Origin of the sequence: Paenirhizobium cremeum, assembly GCF_047553425.1 — a bacterium.
Classification (GTDB): Bacteria; Pseudomonadota; Alphaproteobacteria; order Rhizobiales; family Rhizobiaceae; genus Allorhizobium; species Allorhizobium cremeum.
This window is the reverse complement of record NZ_CP180217.1, coordinates 3,350,458-3,367,474: the sequence shown is the minus strand read 5'-3', so window position 1 is coordinate 3,367,474 and position 17,017 is coordinate 3,350,458. Positions and strand designations below refer to the sequence as shown.

Annotated in this window: 14 protein-coding genes; 7 read left to right on the top strand and 7 right to left on the bottom strand. The window is 58.8% G+C overall.

Annotated features, from left to right (window positions below):
* Positions 1–71: 71 nt before the first annotated feature.
* Together ACLBKR_RS16325 and ACLBKR_RS16320 are read right to left on the bottom strand one after the other, a co-directional pair.
* A complete protein-coding gene (locus ACLBKR_RS16325; protein ID WP_112829439.1) occupies positions 72–1,148 on the bottom strand; it encodes a methyltransferase domain-containing protein in 1,077 nt (358 codons plus the stop codon).
* A gap of 308 nt (positions 1,149–1,456) precedes the next feature.
* The gene (locus ACLBKR_RS16320) at positions 1,457–2,467 is read right to left on the bottom strand and encodes a glycosyltransferase (protein ID WP_112829565.1); all 1,011 of its coding nucleotides are present in this window, start codon (positions 2,465–2,467) and stop codon (positions 1,457–1,459) included.
* A 250-nt stretch (positions 2,468–2,717) separates the two neighbouring features.
* On the opposite strand from ACLBKR_RS16320, the gene ACLBKR_RS16315 reads away from it, so the two are divergent.
* The 7 genes from ACLBKR_RS16315 (at position 2,718) to ACLBKR_RS16285 (ending at position 10,893) form a co-directional block, all read left to right on the top strand.
* On the top strand, positions 2,718–3,641 hold the full coding sequence (locus ACLBKR_RS16315; RefSeq protein WP_113448625.1) for a methyltransferase type 12: 924 nt from the start codon (positions 2,718–2,720) through the stop codon (positions 3,639–3,641).
* Positions 3,631–4,509, top strand: coding sequence for an ABC transporter permease (locus ACLBKR_RS16310; protein ID WP_244712185.1), 879 nt, complete (start codon positions 3,631–3,633; stop codon positions 4,507–4,509). The genes ACLBKR_RS16315 and ACLBKR_RS16310 overlap by 11 nt, the downstream gene beginning before the upstream one ends.
* Complete coding sequence (locus ACLBKR_RS16305; protein WP_113448626.1) at positions 4,499–5,734, top strand: ABC transporter ATP-binding protein; 1,236 nt, start codon at positions 4,499–4,501, stop codon at positions 5,732–5,734. The genes ACLBKR_RS16310 and ACLBKR_RS16305 overlap by 11 nt, the downstream gene beginning before the upstream one ends.
* A complete protein-coding gene (locus ACLBKR_RS16300) occupies positions 5,731–6,486 on the top strand; it encodes a TylF/MycF/NovP-related O-methyltransferase (protein ID WP_414899686.1) in 756 nt (251 codons plus the stop codon). Before ACLBKR_RS16305 ends, ACLBKR_RS16300 begins: the two co-directional genes overlap by 4 nt.
* Before the next feature lie 18 nt (positions 6,487–6,504).
* Positions 6,505–7,002 (top strand): acyltransferase, encoded by a 498-nt coding sequence (locus tag ACLBKR_RS16295; protein WP_113448627.1) that lies wholly within the window; start codon positions 6,505–6,507, stop codon positions 7,000–7,002.
* 58 nt (positions 7,003–7,060) lie between these two features.
* Positions 7,061–9,088: a hypothetical protein gene (locus ACLBKR_RS16290; RefSeq protein ID WP_414899684.1), complete on the top strand. Its 2,028-nt coding sequence runs from the start codon at positions 7,061–7,063 to the stop codon at positions 9,086–9,088.
* Positions 9,089–9,195: 107 nt separating this feature from the next.
* The gene (locus tag ACLBKR_RS16285; protein ID WP_414899682.1) at positions 9,196–10,893 is read left to right on the top strand and encodes a glycosyltransferase family 2 protein; all 1,698 of its coding nucleotides are present in this window, start codon (positions 9,196–9,198) and stop codon (positions 10,891–10,893) included.
* Between the two features lie 71 nt (positions 10,894–10,964).
* Here the strand turns inward: ACLBKR_RS16285 and ACLBKR_RS16280 are convergent, their stop codons facing one another.
* Genes ACLBKR_RS16280 through hutI form a run of 5 tightly spaced genes read right to left on the bottom strand, consistent with a single transcriptional unit; the run spans position 10,965 to position 16,922 of the window.
* Positions 10,965–11,567, bottom strand: coding sequence for a HutD family protein (locus ACLBKR_RS16280; RefSeq protein WP_162757806.1), 603 nt, complete (start codon positions 11,565–11,567; stop codon positions 10,965–10,967).
* Between the two features lie 57 nt (positions 11,568–11,624).
* Entirely contained in the window at positions 11,625–13,301 is a 1,677-nt protein-coding gene (hutU, locus tag ACLBKR_RS16275; RefSeq protein ID WP_113448630.1) for a urocanate hydratase, read from the bottom strand.
* 24 nt (positions 13,302–13,325) lie between these two features.
* The gene (gene hutG / locus ACLBKR_RS16270; RefSeq protein WP_113448631.1) at positions 13,326–14,126 is read right to left on the bottom strand and encodes an N-formylglutamate deformylase; all 801 of its coding nucleotides are present in this window, start codon (positions 14,124–14,126) and stop codon (positions 13,326–13,328) included.
* A gap of 1 nt (position 14,127) precedes the next feature.
* Complete coding sequence (gene hutH / locus ACLBKR_RS16265; RefSeq protein WP_113448632.1) at positions 14,128–15,663, bottom strand: histidine ammonia-lyase; 1,536 nt, start codon at positions 15,661–15,663, stop codon at positions 14,128–14,130.
* A complete protein-coding gene (gene hutI / locus ACLBKR_RS16260) occupies positions 15,660–16,922 on the bottom strand; it encodes an imidazolonepropionase (RefSeq protein WP_113424752.1) in 1,263 nt (420 codons plus the stop codon). Before hutI ends, hutH begins: the two co-directional genes overlap by 4 nt.
* Positions 16,923–17,017 lie beyond the last annotated feature (95 nt).

Here is a 17,017-nt window from a genome sequence, read left to right as displayed (position 1 = left end):
TATTCGAGCGTTGATGCTTTTGAAGCGGGGCGCGGCAATGCCTGTTTCTCTGCCGAACGGTCTCGGTCATTTCACTCGCTTCCCATATTGGGATCACGCCACAAGATCCAGCCAAAGTCCTTGTTGTTCGGAGATGTGCTCAGGAAAAAGTTTGAGAACAGCCCTTTCTCGATTGCGATCATAGCCAACTGGCGGAACGCGCTCGGAGTGTAATAGTGCGCGTGGATGGAATAATTTCGCGCGGCCAGATCCTCCGGGGTGTTATACGGAGCCGTATACTTGCACCATTTCTCGTATTTTGCCGACGTCAGCGCCCAAGCGCCTGCTTCATACTCCGAGAGCCAGTCCGTCGGTGTGCTCGCCGGTTGGCGCAAATCGAAACAGTAGCGCAGGTCAGGTACGACGCCCACGACAACACCTGTCGGTTTGAGCCTGTTCGACCAGTTTTCCAAAACCCCAAGCGGATTCATGAGGTGTTCGAAAACATGGTTTGAAAAAATGAAGTCGAGACTTCCCGTTTCGCAGCATTCGATGCGTTGAGCATCGCCAAGGATGTAACGAGACCACAATTCCTGCTTTTCGGGGGTAACTTCAATATGTTTACCGTAATTTCGCAGCCATTCGTCGATGGGCAGCGCTTCCAGATAGCGTACATCCACGTCGGCACTCGGCTTCACGAAGGGATTGCTTCCGGGGCCGACTTCAATGCCCGTGCCCCGGAGATAGCCGCGTGTCGCCGCACGCGGGTCGAAGACAGGGCCTGATTTCAATTCGAGAGGCTTATCGCTCGAATTGACGATCTCGAGATCGTATCCATCGGTGTAGCCGATCCAGCTTGGCCACGTGAGCAAAATGGCGCCTTTCGAATCAAGGCTCGCGACCGAATCCGCTCGGCGACCATCGGAGGAACAGACATTGATTTTTATAGGCGAGGGGGTGTTTTCGGCTCCCACGAGGCTCCAGCCAAAATCGCGCGGGAATGTTTCCATCACAGCGAACTCGTCAATCCGCTTCAACTTCAACCGCGCGCCGGGCTGTAGGGTCACACCGCAGAACCATTGTGGTTTATCATAGCGAAAGGGCTCGACGCTCCCGTCAAGGATCTCTACACATCGATCATTGCGTTTGACGATATCGAATAGATTCACACGAATACTCTGCTTCTAGGAGGGGATGGGCTGCTGCCCTATAGTCCATACCCCGTGTCGGTCTCCTCGCCAACACCGCCGCGCGGTGCTTCTTTAACGCAAACGTGGAACCTCACAGGCAAATCTGCCTCACCCGACCCAACGGCAACCCGATGAAGTCGTTTAGGTGGGAAAATATATAAAGATTTCACGCTTTAGCCACGCATGCACGTTTGCCACGGCGGGGAAGATCGAGACGGGCGAGGCTGGGGTTCCAAAGCCGGGGCACTGAAGAAGGCTGCTCTCCAGCGCCTCGTGCAAAGGGGCATTTAGCCCATGATGCGGCGTTTCAACGAACTCAAGGTTCCCAGGATGCCGCTGCTCGCCGCGTGGGCAACGGATGCAGCTGGCCCTTTTTCCTTCGCAAGCTTGGCCTCGTAGGCTTTCACGGCTGCCGCTCGCTCGCGCGCTGCCTCGTAGACCGCTTTATGCTTGACAAAGCCGGCAGCCGCGTCGATGGCCTCATAGCGCTTAACCTGTTCCGGCGTGATCGCCCGCACAGGGCCGGCTCCGGCATCCTTGATCTCCTGGATCACGGACGGGCGGATGTAGCCCAGATTGACCTCTTCCTCAATCTGGCTCAACTTCATCGAGCCATTCTCAAGCATGATGCGAACTTCTTCGAGGAAGAGATAGCCGGTCGGGTTGTTGGCAAAAACCCAGGGTTGCGTGTTCATGTCCGTCCAGTGGATCAAGCCGGTCTTGTTGGGCTCGTAGTGCTCCAGGCTATTCCACTCGAACGGCACGCCGTAGTTGATCTCCGACTCATCCAGAATGCACATGTCGTAGAGCAGATCCTGATAGGTGTATTGCCCATCAAGGCCGGCAATTATCTTTACCGGATCCCAATCGGAAAGAGCTTCGCAATCGAGCAGCATCACAGAGCATTGTTTGACGCGCTTCTTGAGTGCGCCGGGCTTAGATTGGTTCTGTGCCTGATCCGGCAGTTCCTCTTGGATGATGACCTTGGCGCCGTTGAAGGGCAGGTTCCACAACTCCCGGAAATCGCGGAAGACCAGCATGTCGGCATCAAGGTAGATGGCCCGGCCCTTGTATCCCATCAACTGCGGAATGGCGAAGCGCGTGAAGGAAAAGCCGGTACGCTTTCCTTGCCTTATATCCTTGGGATCAGGCAGCACCACGTCATGCATCGACCGCAGCTTGATATTCATGCTGGTGTGGCGCTTGATGGAATGCTCGAGAACAGGGACCGCGAGAAGCTGTGATCGGTCCGAGCCCACGAATATGTAGGCGGTGTCGCTGTCATTTTCGTTCGTCATGCCGAACTCCATTCTTGCCTGAAATAATTCCTCGCGCACGAGTAGCGCCGGACTCTAAGCACCTTTAGCGTCGTAAGCAAGCCATACGCTCGGCCGTTCACCGGGCTGAATACAGATTGATTGTCATGGATTTAGCATTTCGCAACTTGTTATGCGATGTCGCTCGAGCCGCCTGAGCCAAGGACCAGTCCGGATACCGGCTTGAGTAACAAGGCCTCATGCGGTACAGAGCGGTCGAAGGGAAACGGAAATGAATGTCTTGAAGAAGATTTTGAAGTCTTTCAGCGGTTCTTCCGCGAACCGTGTGAATGAGATGCCTGTCGCCCATGAGGTACAGGTGCCCGCCAAGGATGAGGCCCCGGCACCTGCCGCGCCTCAGAAGGTGGAGGAGAAGACGGTTTATCCGGCAGGCGAGGTTCCGATCCCTGGCGTCGACAATCTTCCTGATGACGAACTCGATCGTTTGAACAAGCTGCTGCCGTGGGCGGCTTTTGTTCTGGATAGCAAGGGGCGCCAGTTCGGTGTCGCGCATTCCGCGATCAAGCGCAACGTTCCGCAGGCAATGCCTGATCCGCGTATCGTCGAGCTTGATCGGCGCATTCCGTTGCGTGATCTGACCGTGTTTGAGATCGGCTGTTTCGAGGGTATTCATACCTCCGCGCTGGCAATGCACGCTAGGCGTGTGCTAGCCTGTGACAGTCGCATCGAAAACGTTGTCAAGAGCATCGTCCGCTGTGCCATGTACGGCACGTCTGCGCACATCTTTCGCTGGGATGCTGAGGAAGCCTTGCCTGCCGGCGTTTCGGTCGATTGTGATGTGCTGCACCATGTGGGCGTTCTGTATCACCTGACGGACCCGGTCGGACATCTGAAGACGTTGTTGCCGCACGTGCGCAAGGGGGTCATGCTCGACACCCAGATCGCGCCAGAAGATGCAAAGGCGCTTACCTACGAATCCGGCGGACGGACATACCGATATCATCACTATCGCGAAGCGGGTCGTGAAGCGCCGTTTGCCGGCATGCTCGATCACGCCAAGTGGTTGTTCAAGGACGATTTGCTGGCGCTTTTGGCCGAGGCTGGCTTCGATTCCATCGATGTGGCCAATTTCGAGATACAGCGCAACGGTCCCCGTATCCTGATCTATGCAACTCGCAGCAGCAGTGGCAGCTGAGACGGTCGGAAAGCCGCTGGTAGCGGGCGCGCAGCTAAATTCAGGCAATGAGAAGGCCGCGAAAGCAATGATGCAAACCTTTGGCGAGATCTCGCGCAGCGCTCGGCTGGCGTGGGATCTTGCGCATCGCGACATAGCCAGCCGCTATGGCAATTCCATCGGCGGTCTTTTGTGGCTTGTAATCACCCCCGTGAGTTTCGCGGGGATTTACTGGATGGTTTTTGGCTATTTCCTGCAACTTAAGTGGCTCAACCCTGCAACGGGGGTGCAGGTTCCTTACATCGTGCCGCTTTTTGCTGGTTTGGCAACCTACCTGCTTATCAATGACGTTGTCATGTCGTCGTTGTCGACCTTCAGGATGAAGCGGGAATATGTCAGGAGGGCCGCGGTTCCCATATGGGTGCTGTGGCTTTCGACGCTGATGCGCGTTGCTGTCGGTTCGGTGGTGAATTTCGTGGTTCTGGCTGCCATGGCCTTTTTCACGGGGCTTATGTCGCTGAATTCTCTATTGGCGATTCCCCAGGCGTTCCTGCTGGTGGTGGTCGCGGCAAGCGCTCTTTCTCTCTTTCTTTCGCTGCTTGGCCCGTTTTTCAAGGATCTTGACGAGCTTTCGCGTATTCTTCTGCGCGTGCTGTTCTATACTTCGCCGGTTACGTATCCCCTTAGCGCGGTGCCCGAGCGTTTTTCTGGCTTTATGTGGGCCAACCCTTTGACTGTTCTCGTCGAAGCTATACGCAATTCGTTCGTTTTCGGATTGCCGCCAGCGCCTGTTTCTTATGTCGTGACGTTCGCTTCTTCCGTGGCACTTTTTGGGGCGGGAATTTGGCTTTATTCACGCCTGAGAGGACCGATCGTCGATGTCGTCTGATGTGCTTCTGCAAGCTCACGGTGTCTCCAAGACATATTCCATGTCGTTGTCTCCTCGCGAGCGATTTTTCGAGGCGGTCTTTGGCTGGAGACCGAACAAGCCGCACCATGTGGTGCTGGAAGACGTGGACATCGAAGTTCGTCGGGGTGAGACGCTTGGCATCATGGGCCGCAACGGCGCGGGCAAGACCACGTTGCTCGGCATTCTTGGTAACGTAATCGAGCCGTCTTCCGGCACCATCACGCGCCATGGCCGCATCGCCGTCCTGCTTGCTGTCGGGGCCGGCTTCAATCCACAGTTTACCGGTCGTGAGAATGCCGAACTCTTTTGCAGCCTGATGGGTCTGAGCAACGCAGAAACCGCCGAGCGCATGAGTTCCATTATCGCGTTCGCCGATCTTGAAGACTACTTCGACATGCCGCTCAGAACCTACTCGTCAGGCATGATGGCGCGCCTCGGTTTCGCTTGTGCGATCCATGTCGATGCTGATGTTATCATTATTGATGAGACTTTGGCGGTCGGCGATGCCAATTTCCGTGTCAGATGCTATGAGCGTATCAAGCACATGCAGGATAGTGGCCAGACATTCCTTCTCGTCAGCCATAGCCCAAACCTGATCGCCAACTTCTGCACGCGGACGATTGTCATCGAGAAAGGCCGAAAGGTGTTCGACGGCTCTCCCCTGGATGGACTCAACACCTATAAGGATATTCGCGAAAATCTTGCGGCCGGGAAAAAGCCTGCCACGGGGGGTGTCAACGGCTCCGATCTCGTGGCGTCAAAGCTTCGACTTGAGAATGTTCGCTTCAACGAGGTTACGGGCGACAACGGTGTCAAACGTGGCATTTTGACCTGTGAACTGTTTGCTGAGGCCGATGTTGCAAATCCTGTCGTGAGTTTCGGCATCCGCAACCAGGAAGGGATCGTGATCTGCAGCTACGACAGCGAGCGTGACGCGAACCAACTGAAGCCGCTTTCGAGCGGTGAACGGCTGCCGCTGGTGCTGCAGTTCGACAATATCCTGCTCGCAGGAGCCTATTTTATCAGCGCGCGTGTAGCCGAACAGGTCGGTGACGTGACGCTTACCCTCGGGACCCATCACAACGTCGCCCGTTTTGACGTCGTAAGTAGAGGGACAAACTCGGGGCTGGTTAATCTCAACGCAACGCTGGCTACGGCCACCGCTTCGCATAATGACGGTACGTCACAGGTAGCAATTGGATGACAACAACAAAAGATCCCGCCAAGACCCCGAAGCGGCCGCCGGTATACAGCGTCCGACAGGAACTTCCCCACAATCGGCCTTACGAACTCTATTATGCCGAGAAAGTACCTTTGCTTCAGGTCTTTGAGAAGGCTGCTCTGGCTTGGGACAACCGCTCGCGTTCGGGTATTCTGGGAAAGCTGGCGCGGTCGGCTGGCCTCGGGAGGCCGATGCAGGCCGCGGAATGCGGAGTTTACCGCGGGCATTCGCTGGTCGCATGTCTGCGGATTGCAAGGGATCTGCGCGTGCCGGTCAATTTTGTCGGGCTGGACAGCTTCGCAGGCTTGCCATCGCTGGTCGAAGAGGACCTGAAGGTCGCGCCCGAAAACGCGCCTTACCGGAAAAAGGTGCTCTTCGATGACACCTCGTTCGAGGCCGTTAGCGAACTCGTCAAATCCGCCGGTTTTGCTGGCAACGCCAAATTGATCCGCGGCTTTTTCGTGGATACTTTGCCGACGCTCGAGGAAACCCGTTACGACTTCGTCAACATTGACTGTGATCTATACGCGCCGCATATCGAGTGCCTCGAATATTTTTATCCGAAGATGAACCCAGGCGGCATTATCTTCTTTGATGATTATCACTCTCACGATTTTCCGATGGCCAAGGACGCCATCGATAAATTTCTGGAGGATAAACCTGAAATTCTTCTGCACCTGCGGTTCGGACCAGAGGGTACCAACCATACCAAGTGCTACATCGAAAAGCTGTAGCAGAGGAAACATGGCCGCATGTCGGAAAGTGTGACTATTGATCCCACCGCTCGCATTGACGAACGCGCTGTCATTGATGCGGGCGGCGGCAGCGTGAAAATTGGACGCAAGACCACAATCGCCTCGTTTGCCATGATCCTCGCGCATGGAGGTTCCATTGAGATTGGCGACTTTTGCAGCGTCAATCCGTTTTGCGTTTTATACGGCCATGGTGGTCTTAAAATCGGAAATTATGTGCGTATCGCCACGCATACCGTGATAATTCCGGCGAACCATGTTTTCGATGATCCCGACACTCCGATCACAAGCCAGGGATTGACCAAGCTCGGCGTCACGATCGAAGATGACGTTTGGATTGGTGCTGGTGCCCGTATCCTTGACGGTGTGACGATAGGAAAAGGCGCGGTTATCGGGGCAGGAGCCGTCGTGACAACCAGCGTGCCGGAGCGGGCTATTTTCGCCGGCGTTCCCGCGCGAAAAATCGGGGAACGCGGCGCAAACCGGTCGACGACCTGACGAGGTGCTGATTTCCAGCGCAAACGGTAGCTGAGCCGCAATCTCAGGGAGTGTTCGTGTGGCCGAGAACGACGGGCGAGTTGAGTTAGCAGACAAGGTGGCAAAGGGTTTACCTCGGCAACTGCGCATTGCGGTGGTGGCTCGGGGTATAGACAGGGCAAGTGTGCAATTCGTTCGGCGAGCGTTGTGGCCAGCTTCGGCCTGGCAATCCGCCGGCTATCGGGTCGACATTTATCTGACACCACCATCGCGAACCCGGCTGAAGCATTATGCTGCGCTTGTGATGATCGAGCCCTCACGTACAGACGACTTGAACTGTTGCGACGAGGCAGTCAAGCTCGGCTTGGCGCTCCTTATCGATGTCGGTTTACCTGAAACCGTGCATCTTTCCGGGGCGAGTCGGTTGACCGCAATTTCGGCGACGACCCGCGATTGCCTGGCATTGGCAACGGTCATTACGGCAAGGTCTTCTGCAGCGGCGGAAGACCTTGCCAGCCTTGTGCCTTTCGACGTGGAGACGGTGGTGATCCCGGATCCATCCGAGGCTGCTATTCGGAAAGCCCGGTTGTTGGAGGTCTTCCGGGGTGAGCTTCGCGGAGCAAGGATACGAAGCCGCTTATCGTCGGTGCCGCAGCAGTGGCTGTCGCCGCGAGGTTCGCTTGCCGCTCCATGGCGCATGTTCAATATGGCGCGCTCGATTCCGTTTTCCTGGTGGCTGACGCGCGTGCCCAGCGCAGTGGCAAGACGGATTTTGAGGCGATTTGGGTTGATCGCTGGTCGGGCGTTCGAAGCGTCATCTGAAGTAGAGGCAAAGCCGGCATCGAAGGCAGCGGACCATGGCGTTGTGGCCACGCCCGTCGCAGATGCCAGCCGTCAACTCACGCCGCATGTGGACCCGGCGACAAGTGCGCGGCAATGGATCGACGTTATGGAGCGCGCCCTACTGACCGCCGCGACAGGGCTAAAGCAGGCCCCGCGGGTTAAAGTCCTATTTTTGCTGGACCTGATCCAGGATCTTGATGTGCTGTTGCCGATTGTGGAGCGGATGCGGACGGATCGCCGTTTCACATTGACGGTTGCGGTCACGGACTGGCTGGACAAGGTTTCCCCGCGGGTATCGCGCGAGCTGCTTGCTCGGTCTGTGATCCCGTTGATAATCACCAAGAAGGACGCTATCGAGGGGTCGGAGCCTGACCTCGGCCGAATAAATGCTGTCGTCACGGCCTGTGAAACCAATCACCCCGCGCATCGCGTACCCCATGCGGTTGTGCGTCGCGCCAACAGTCGCGGCATTCCGACTTATACGCTCCAACACGGGTTGGAGAATGTCGGGCTTACCTATTTCGAGTCTTATCCCGATCACGAAGGTCCGATCGAAATGGCTTCCTCGACCATTCTGACCTGGGGGCCAGTCGAGAAGCTGCCGGCAGAGATGAACCCCATGATGCGGGTACGCTGTCTGGCTGTCGGGACGCCTAAGCCACCGCAGGCAACAAGGGTGGAGTTGCCTCTTCGGTCGCAGGGGATGGTCGTGGCAGTGTTCGAGAACCTGCATTGGGAGCGTTACACCGATATCTATCGCGGCGCCTTCATCCGGGATCTTTGCGAGGTCGCGGCCGCGCGCCCGGCCATAACGTTCCTTTTAAAGCCACATCACGCGGGCAAATACCTTGCCAAAAACAATCATCTGCTGGCGGATGCCCCGAGCAACATCGTTTTGGCCGATCCTTCGGTGCAGCCTTGGGAAGCCTACACAGCCAGCGCAATTATCGGCTCTGTCGATGCGGTTATCACAACGCCGTCCACGGTCGCTCTCGATGCTGCCCGAGCAGGTTGCGCCGTCGCGGTTGCTGGTTATGGAATGGCGCTGCCGGTTTATGAACCTTTGCCGGTTTTGACCGGCACTGGCAATTGGCTGAGTTTCATCGATGACGTTACCGCCAGGTCGATCGATTTGCAGTCTCGTCTGGAAGAATTTCGCATGCGACATGTTGTGGAGGGCGACGCCGTTGGTCGTATCCTTCATAAAATTCTCGCGGACGCCGGCCGCGTTAGCGAAGTGAAGCAGTCAGAACAAAAGGCATGATGAAGGTTCCCGATATGCCAACGTTACCCCGGCGCCTCCTTGCGGCTCTGCGCAGACGACTTGGCGAAAGCTCGAAGGCTCCCCCCCAGGCACATGCTGAAGGCCCGTTGACGTATGCCGATTGGGTAAGCCGCTACGCGACAATCGGTTCCTCCGAGCGCCGCCGTCTCGTTGATCTACAGCAGAAACTCGTCAGGCCGCCGCTGATGTCGGTGCTGATCGACGCGCAGAATGCCGGTCCCGAGCAAATCGAGCTGACCCTGCGTTCCATAAGTGAGCAAACCTATGATCGCTGGGAAGCAATCCTCGTCAATCTCCCTGCCGAATGCCGAATCCGGAAGGACGGGGTACAAGTCAAGATGTTTACGGCCAAGCGGTTCGATAGCGGGGTCGTTGAAAAGTTGCTGGAGATCGCCTCGGGTACCCTTCTCGTGCCGGTAACTGCAGGGGATCAGTTGTCCCCGGCAGCTTTGACGGTTTTCGCGCTTGGATTTGCGGAAACGCCCCATGCGGTCGCGCTCTACGCAGATGAGGATCGCATCGATTTAGCCGGGCGACACACCGATCCCTGGTTCAAGGGCGCCTGGAGTCCCGATCTAGTGTTGGCCCAAGCCTATACCGTAAGGTCATGCGCTTTGAACCGCGAGGTGGTTGAGGCTGCAGTCTCGCAAGTCATCGATTCATGCTCGTTGACAAGCGTAACCTATGCGATCTGGCTGTGGATTGCTGCACATGACGAGCTTTCGATCCGGCATCTGCCGTTCCTGCTTTATCATCAAAGGGCCGATGCGCCTCGCACGGAGCCTGCCGCCTTTGCTGATGTAGTCCGGACTTCACTTTTCGTGCGACAGCATGGCCTTGAAATTCGCAGCAATGACAACAGGGGAGCCGGCTTCCGTCATGTTGTCTGGCCTACGCCGTCGCCTGCACCACGAGTATCCCTTTGTGTCCCGACTCGCGATCGTGTGGAATTGCTCGCGAACTGCATCGAAGGGCTGCGTCACCGTACCGACTGGCCTGATCTCGAGATACTCATTGTTGATAATGGTAGTGTCGAGGCAGAAACCCTTGCCTATCTCGGCAGCCTTGCCAACGACCCACGGGTAAAAGTGCTGCGTGATGATGGTCCGTTCAACTTCTCGCGGCTTAACAATCTTGGTGCTGCAGCCTCAACCGGCACGTTGTTCGGCCTCATCAATAACGACCTCGCCGTCAAGGAAGCCGGCTGGCTGCGTGAAATGGCAAGCCTTGCCGTGCGTCCTGATGTCGGTGCCGTCGGAGCGCTGTTGCACTATGGCAACGATACGGTTCAGCATGCTGGCGTCGTGATGGGAATCGGCGGTCTGGCTTCCCATATCCACAAGGGCCTACCCGCCGGGCAGCAGGGCTATCAGGGTCGCGTGGTGGTAACGCAGGATGTGACATGTGTCACCGCGGCGTGCCTTGTCACGCGGCGTGATGTTTACGACCGCCTCGGTGGACTGGATGAGGAGCGTTTCCCCGTTGCATATAACGATGTGGACTTCTGTCTGCGTGTGCGCAGCGCCGGGCTCAGGGTGATTTATGCCCCACATGCCCTTTTATATCATCTGGAGTCTGCTTCTCGCGGGCGAGATGATGGAGGGGCGCGCCGGGCCCGGCTTGAGCTCGACAAGGCAGCCATGCGGGAAAGATGGGGAGAGAAACTCGCTGAAGATCCGTTCTACAGTCCAAATCTCTCCAACAAGGCGACGGATTGCCGACCGGCATTTCCTCCACGTGTCTTGCCGCCATGGGCAGAGGCCTTCGGGGATCAGGGTGTTTGAGGTCCAAAAGAGCCCGGCTGCGGGATCTTTCGCAGCGGCATAACCTGGAGCGAATGGCGGTGGCGTAGCGTTCAGGCGCCTTGGGGCTGGACGTTTCCCACGGTCATGCCTGAGAGCTCGATGGTGTAGATGACTGTCTCTTCTTCCGGGGAAAGGTCGACACGGTCTCCGCGTCGTATTCCCGTCAGAGTGTCCATGGGAGCGGCAGGGAAGTGATCTTGTCCAACCCTGGCCATAACACGGCCTTCGAAGACGAGAATCATGTCGTCGCATTCGACGTCGATTGCCGCCGATTGCCTGATGACGTGCCTTTTCATGATGTGCGTGAAATAGCCGCGTCGGGTCATGACATTGAGGTCGGTGGTTTCGCCGGCGATCACTGTGGCCTCGATCGGTGTTTCGCCGGAGAAGGAATAGGGCGCGCTGTCGTGACCGAGGGTTATTTCGCTTCCGTTGGAATTCAGGAGGATGCCGTTTCCCTGCAAGACTGCGATCGTCCGGTCTATGCCTTCGAATTGCGAGAAAGGGCCGGGCCCGGCAACCGTCGCCATGCTGATCCGCCAGAGAAATTCCGGATGGATTTCCCGGTCCAGGTGGACGGCTATCTCTCTGGTCAATCCGCCGCCATTCTTCCAGGGAGTGACCGGAAGATCGTCGTAACGTAAAAGTCTCACCTGCACCTCCCGGTGTTGGGCGAAGGCCTTCCGGGGACGAAGGCCTTTGCCGGTTCATCAGTTTCCGAGAATACCGGGGAGACGAAGCCCCTTCTCGCGGGCGCAATCAGCTGCGATGTCATAGCCGGCGTCGGCATGGCGCATGACGCCGGTTGCCGGGTCGTTCCACAGAACACGCTCGAGGCGGCGGGCGGCATCATCGGTACCGTCGGCGCAGATGACCATGCCGGAGTGCTGAGAAAAGCCCATGCCGACGCCGCCGCCATGATGCAGCGAGACCCAGGTCGCACCGGACGCACAGTTCAAGAGCGCATTGAGCAGCGGCCAGTCTGATACGGCGTCGGAGCCGTCCTTCATCGCTTCCGTCTCCCGGTTCGGGGAGGCGACGGAGCCCGAATCGAGGTGGTCGCGGCCGATGACGATCGGCGCCTTGAGCTCGCCGTTGCGGACCATCTCGTTGAAGGCGAGACCCAGCTTGTGGCGATCGCCGAGGCCGACCCAGCAGATGCGGGCGGGCAGGCCCTGGAAGGCGATGCGTTCGCGCGCCATGTCCAGCCAATTGTGCAGGTGCTTGTTGTCGGGAAGAAGTTCCTTCACCTTGGCATCGGTCTTATAGATGTCCTCCGGATCGCCGGAAAGCGCCGCCCAGCGGAAGGGCCCAATGCCGCGGCAGAAGAGCGGGCGGATATAGGCCGGCACGAAGCCCGGAAAGGCGAAGGCGTTCTCGAAACCTTCCTCCTTGGCGACCTGGCGGATATTGTTGCCATAGTCGAGCGTGGGGATGCCCATGTTCCAGAAATCGACCATTGCCTGCACATGCACTTTCATGCTGGCACGCGCCGCCACTTCCACCGCCTTCGGGTCGCTTTCCTGCTTCGCCCGCCATTCGGCGACTGTCCAGCCGGACGGCAGATAGCCGTGGATCGGGTCGTGGGCGGACGTCTGGTCCGTGACGATATCGGGCTTCACGCCGCGGCGCACGAGTTCAGGGAAAATCTCTGCGGCATTGCCGAGCAGGCCGACGGATTTGGCTTCGCCGGCCTTGGTCCACTGGTCGATTAGCGCCAGCGCCTCGTCCAGCGTATGCGCCTTGGCATCGACGTAACGGGTGCGCAGGCGGAAATCGATGCGGGTCTCGTCGCATTCGACGGCAAGGCAGCAGGCTCCGGCCATGACGGCGGCGAGCGGCTGGGCGCCGCCCATGCCGCCGAGGCCGCCGGTCAGGATCCACTTGCCCTTGAGGTTGCCCCCATAATGCTGGCGGCCGGCCTCCACGAAGGTCTCGTAAGTGCCCTGCACGATGCCCTGGGTGCCGATATAGATCCAGGAGCCGGCAGTCATCTGGCCGTACATGGCCAGCCCCTTTTTATCGAGCTCGTTGAAATGATCCCAGGTCGCCCAGTGAGGCACGAGGTTGGAATTGGCGATCAGCACCCGCGGCGCGTCTTTGTGGGTGCGGAATACGCCGACCGGCTTGCCGGACTGCACCAGCAGCGTCTCGTCTTCCTCCAGCGTCTTCAGCGTGGCGACGATGGTGTCGAAATCGTTCCAGGTGCGGGCCGCGCGTCCGATGCCGCCATAGACCACCAGCTCATGCGGGCGCTCGGCGACATCCGGATCGAGATTGTTCATGAGCATGCGCAGCGGTGCTTCGGTCATCCAGCTCTTGGCATTCAGCTCCGTTCCGCGCGGGGCACGGACATCGCGGATGTTATGACGTGGGTTGGAAGTCATGCGGGTTCCCCTGTCGAATGATGGTTATCGTTTCAAGTCCGGCGCGATCTCTTCCATGCGCACCAGAATGTTTCTGAGGTAAGTTCGGAGACGTTCCGCCCTTGTCGCATCGTAAGCGAAGGGCGGCGCCTCGGTCTGAAGATGGGTCGATTGGGCAAGTTCCATCTGGATCGCGTGAACGCCATCCTCCGGCCTGCCGTAGTGCCGGGTGGTCCAGCCGCCCTTGAAGCGGCCGTTCAGGATGCTGCTGTAGTCGGTTGCCGCTGCGGCGATGTCGACGGCGATCTTCTCGATTTCCGGGGCGCAGGTGCGGCCCATGTCCGTGCCGATGTTGAAATCCGGCAGCCTTCCTTCGAAGAGAAAAGGGATGCGCGAGCGGATCGAGTGGCAATCATAGAGGATCGCCACCCCGTGAATGGCTTTAACCCGTTCGATCTCGGCCGTGAGAGCGGCATGGTAAGGCGCATGAAATTGCTCAAGCCGCCTCGCGATCTCGGCTTCATCCGGCGCTTCGCCGTCCTTCCAGATCGCCGTGCCGTCGAAATCCGTTTCCGGCACGAGGCCGGTAGTGTTCTGGCCGGGGTAAAGGCTGACGCCTTCCGGATCGCGGTTTGCATCGATGACATAGCGGTGGAATGTGGCCCGAACCGTCGTTGCCCGGGGTAGCAGGCCGGCATAGAGTTCGTGGATATGCCAATCGGTGTCGGCAAGAATCCTGCCGTTGTCGTTCAACCGTTCCCAAATGTCGGGCGGAACTTCGGTTCCCGTATGCGGAAAGCCGAGAATAACAGGGGAACTGCGTTGCTGGACCTCAAATACGTCCATATCAACTCTCCAGGACCGGGAGGATATCGGCCGAGACGGAGGCATTCAATGCTCCGGTGGCGACGAGATCGCTCGCCGCCTTGAGATCGTCGGCCATATAGCGATCAAGCTCAAGGGTCGGAATTGCCTTGCGGATCGTGGCGATCGCTTTTTCAAGGTCCGGGCTCGTTGCAAGCGGGGCCCGAAATTCCACACCCTGCGCCGCGGCCAGCGCCTCGATGCCGATAATGCCGAACAGGTTTTCAGTCATCTGCAGTAGCCGGCGGGCGCCGTGGCAGGCCATGGAAACGTGATCTTCCTGATTGGCCGAAGTCGGCGTGGAGTCGACCGAAGCCGGATGTGACATCTGCTTGTTTTCGCTCATCAGCGCTGCCGAAGTCACTTCAGCGATCATCAGGCCGGAGTTGAGGCCGGGTTTCTTGGCGAGGAAGGCCGGTAGGCCATGGGACAGCGCGGGATCGACGAGAAGGGCGACACGCCGCTGGGCAATCGCGCCGATTTCACAGACGGCAAGGGCGATCTGGTCGGCGGCAAAAGCCACCGGCTCGGCGTGGAAATTGCCGCCGGAAACCACCGAATTGTCCGAGAGCACCAAAGGGTTGTCGGTGACGGCGTTCGCTTCGATTTCCAGCGTGCGTGCCACCGAGCGCAGGAGATCGAGGCAGGCGCCGTCGACTTGCGGCTGGCAGCGGATGCAATAGGGATCCTGCACGCGCTCGTCGCCTTCGATATGGCTCCGGCGAATGACGGAATTATCGAGCAGGGCGCGAAGCGTTGCAGCGGTATCGATCTGTCCCTTATGCCCGCGAAGCGCATGGATGTCCGGATGGAAGGGTGCGGAAGATCCCATGGCCGCATCGGTCGACATGGCACCGGTAATCAGCGCCGCCTGTGCCGCCCGGTGCGCCCGGAAGAGGCCGGCAAGCGCCAGCGCGGTTGAGGTCTGGGTGCCGTTGATCAGCGCCAGACCTTCTTTGGCGGCCAGTACGACCGGCTCCAGTCCCGCCCTTTCGAGGGCGGCGGCGCCGGAAAGCCGCTCGCTGCCGAAGAAGGCTTCGCCTTCACCCATCATCACGGCGGCCATATGAGCCAGTGGAGCAAGGTCGCCCGAGGCTCCGACGGAGCCTTTTTCCGGAATGACCGGTGTTACGCCTTTTTCCAGCATGGCCTCGATGAGGCGGATCAGTTCCAGCCGCACACCGGAGGCGCCGCGACCGAGCGAAACCAGCTTCAGCGCCAAGATCAGGCGAACGACGTTTTCTGGCAGCGGAGCGCCGATGCCGCAACAGTGGGAGAGGATCAGATTGCGCTGGAGTGTCGCCACGTCGGCGCTGTCGATCTTGATTGAAGCGAGCTTTCCGAAGCCTGTATTGATGCCATAAACGGGTGCATTGCCCTTGGCGATCTCGGCGATGCGGGCCGCGCCCCTGGCGATGTTGTCGTCTGCTGCGCGATCGAGTATCGCCGCTTCGCCATCCCAATAGACAGCGGCAAGCTGCGAGAGCGTTACGCGACCGGGAATGAGCGTGATGGTCATGCCTTGATCCTTTGTCCCTTGTAAACTCTTGCATGAAGCGGGTTGAAGCCGATGCGGTAGACAAGCTCGGCGGGGGTCTCGACATTCCAGATCGCGAAATCGGCGGATTTTCCGGCTTCGAGCGTGCCCGTTTCCTCCAGCAGCCCGAGGGCGCGGGCGCCCTCGCGGGTCGCGCCGGAGATGCATTCTTCGACGGTCAGGCCGAAGAGTGTCGCGGCCATGTTCATGGCCAGCAGGAGGGATGTCAGCGGAGAGGTGCCGGGATTGCTGTCGGTGGCGACGGCGATGCGCGCGCCGGCGTTGCGGAGGGACTGGAGCGGAGGCTTCTGCTTCTCTCTGATGGCGTAGAAGGCGCCGGGCAACAATACGGCGACGGTGCCGGCCTTCGCCATGGCCCTCGCGCCCTCGTCATCGAGATATTCGAGATGGTCGCAGGACAGTGCCCCGTAGGAGGCCGCCATCTTCGCTCCCCCCAGATTGGAGAGCTGCTCGGCATGCAGCTTGACGGGGAGGCCCAGCGACTTTGCCTTGTCGAATACGCGTCGCATTTCGTCCACCGAAAAGGCGATGCCTTCGCAAAAGCCGTCGACCGCGTCGACGAGACCCTCGGCGTGAGCCGCTTCCAGGCCCGGCAGAACGATCTCGGCGATGTAATCGCCGTTACGGCCCTTGTACTCAGCCGGCGTCGCATGGGCCGCCAGCCAGGAGGTGATGACGCGCACCGGGCGGATTTCCTGAAATCTGCGCGCAGCGCGCAGCATCTTCAGCTCTCCTTCGATGTTCAGGCCGTAACCGGATTTGACCTCGATGGTGGTCATCCCTTCCGCCAGCAGCGTGTCCAGACGCGGTAGCGCAGTCCTGACGAGACCTTCGACATCGAGCGCATTGGTGGCCTGGACGGAGGAGACGATGCCGCCGCCGGCCCGGGCAATCTCTTCATAGGTCGCTCCTTCAAGACGCATTTCGAATTCGCGCGCGCGGTTGCCGCCATAGACGATGTGGGTGTGGCAATCGACCAGGCCCGGAGTGATCCAGCGGCCGTCCAGGTCGTGCCGCGAAGCAGCGTTCCGTGCTTCCGGGGGCAAGTCGGCCATCTTTCCGACCCAGGCGATACGTCCGTCGCGAACCAGCAGCGCGCCGTCGTCGATGATGCCGAGGCCCGTTCCTGTGGGAGCGAGCGTTGCGATACGGGCGTTGGACCAGAGTGTTTCCCGCTCCGGGCGTTCGTCGTCCGATATGGAAGTATCGTTCCCGGTCATTTGCGTTGACCCTTTCATTTGTTGAAAACATGTATATACATAATAGGGCGATTGGCAAGGCCGAATTTGAAATCGGCGGCGGTGCCGGCAATAGT

Bases quoted from the DNA above. Each gene is read 5' to 3' on its own strand.
- ACLBKR_RS16315 (WP_113448625.1), top strand. From the start codon at position 2,718: ATGAATGTCTTGAAGAAGATTTTGAAGTCTTTCAGCGGTTCTTCCGCG.
- hutU (WP_113448630.1), bottom strand. From the start codon at position 13,301: ATGACTTCCAACCCACGTCATAACATCCGCGATGTCCGTGCCCCGCGC.
- ACLBKR_RS16300 (WP_414899686.1), top strand. From the start codon at position 5,731: ATGACAACAACAAAAGATCCCGCCAAGACCCCGAAGCGGCCGCCGGTA.
- hutG (WP_113448631.1), bottom strand. From the start codon at position 14,126: ATGGACGTATTTGAGGTCCAGCAACGCAGTTCCCCTGTTATTCTCGGC.
- ACLBKR_RS16305 (WP_113448626.1), top strand. From the start codon at position 4,499: ATGTCGTCTGATGTGCTTCTGCAAGCTCACGGTGTCTCCAAGACATAT.
- hutI (WP_113424752.1), bottom strand. From the start codon at position 16,922: ATGACCGGGAACGATACTTCCATATCGGACGACGAACGCCCGGAGCGG.
- hutH (WP_113448632.1), bottom strand. From the start codon at position 15,663: ATGACCATCACGCTCATTCCCGGTCGCGTAACGCTCTCGCAGCTTGCC.
- ACLBKR_RS16295 (WP_113448627.1), top strand. From the start codon at position 6,505: ATGTCGGAAAGTGTGACTATTGATCCCACCGCTCGCATTGACGAACGC.
- ACLBKR_RS16320 (WP_112829565.1), bottom strand. From the start codon at position 2,467: ATGACGAACGAAAATGACAGCGACACCGCCTACATATTCGTGGGCTCG.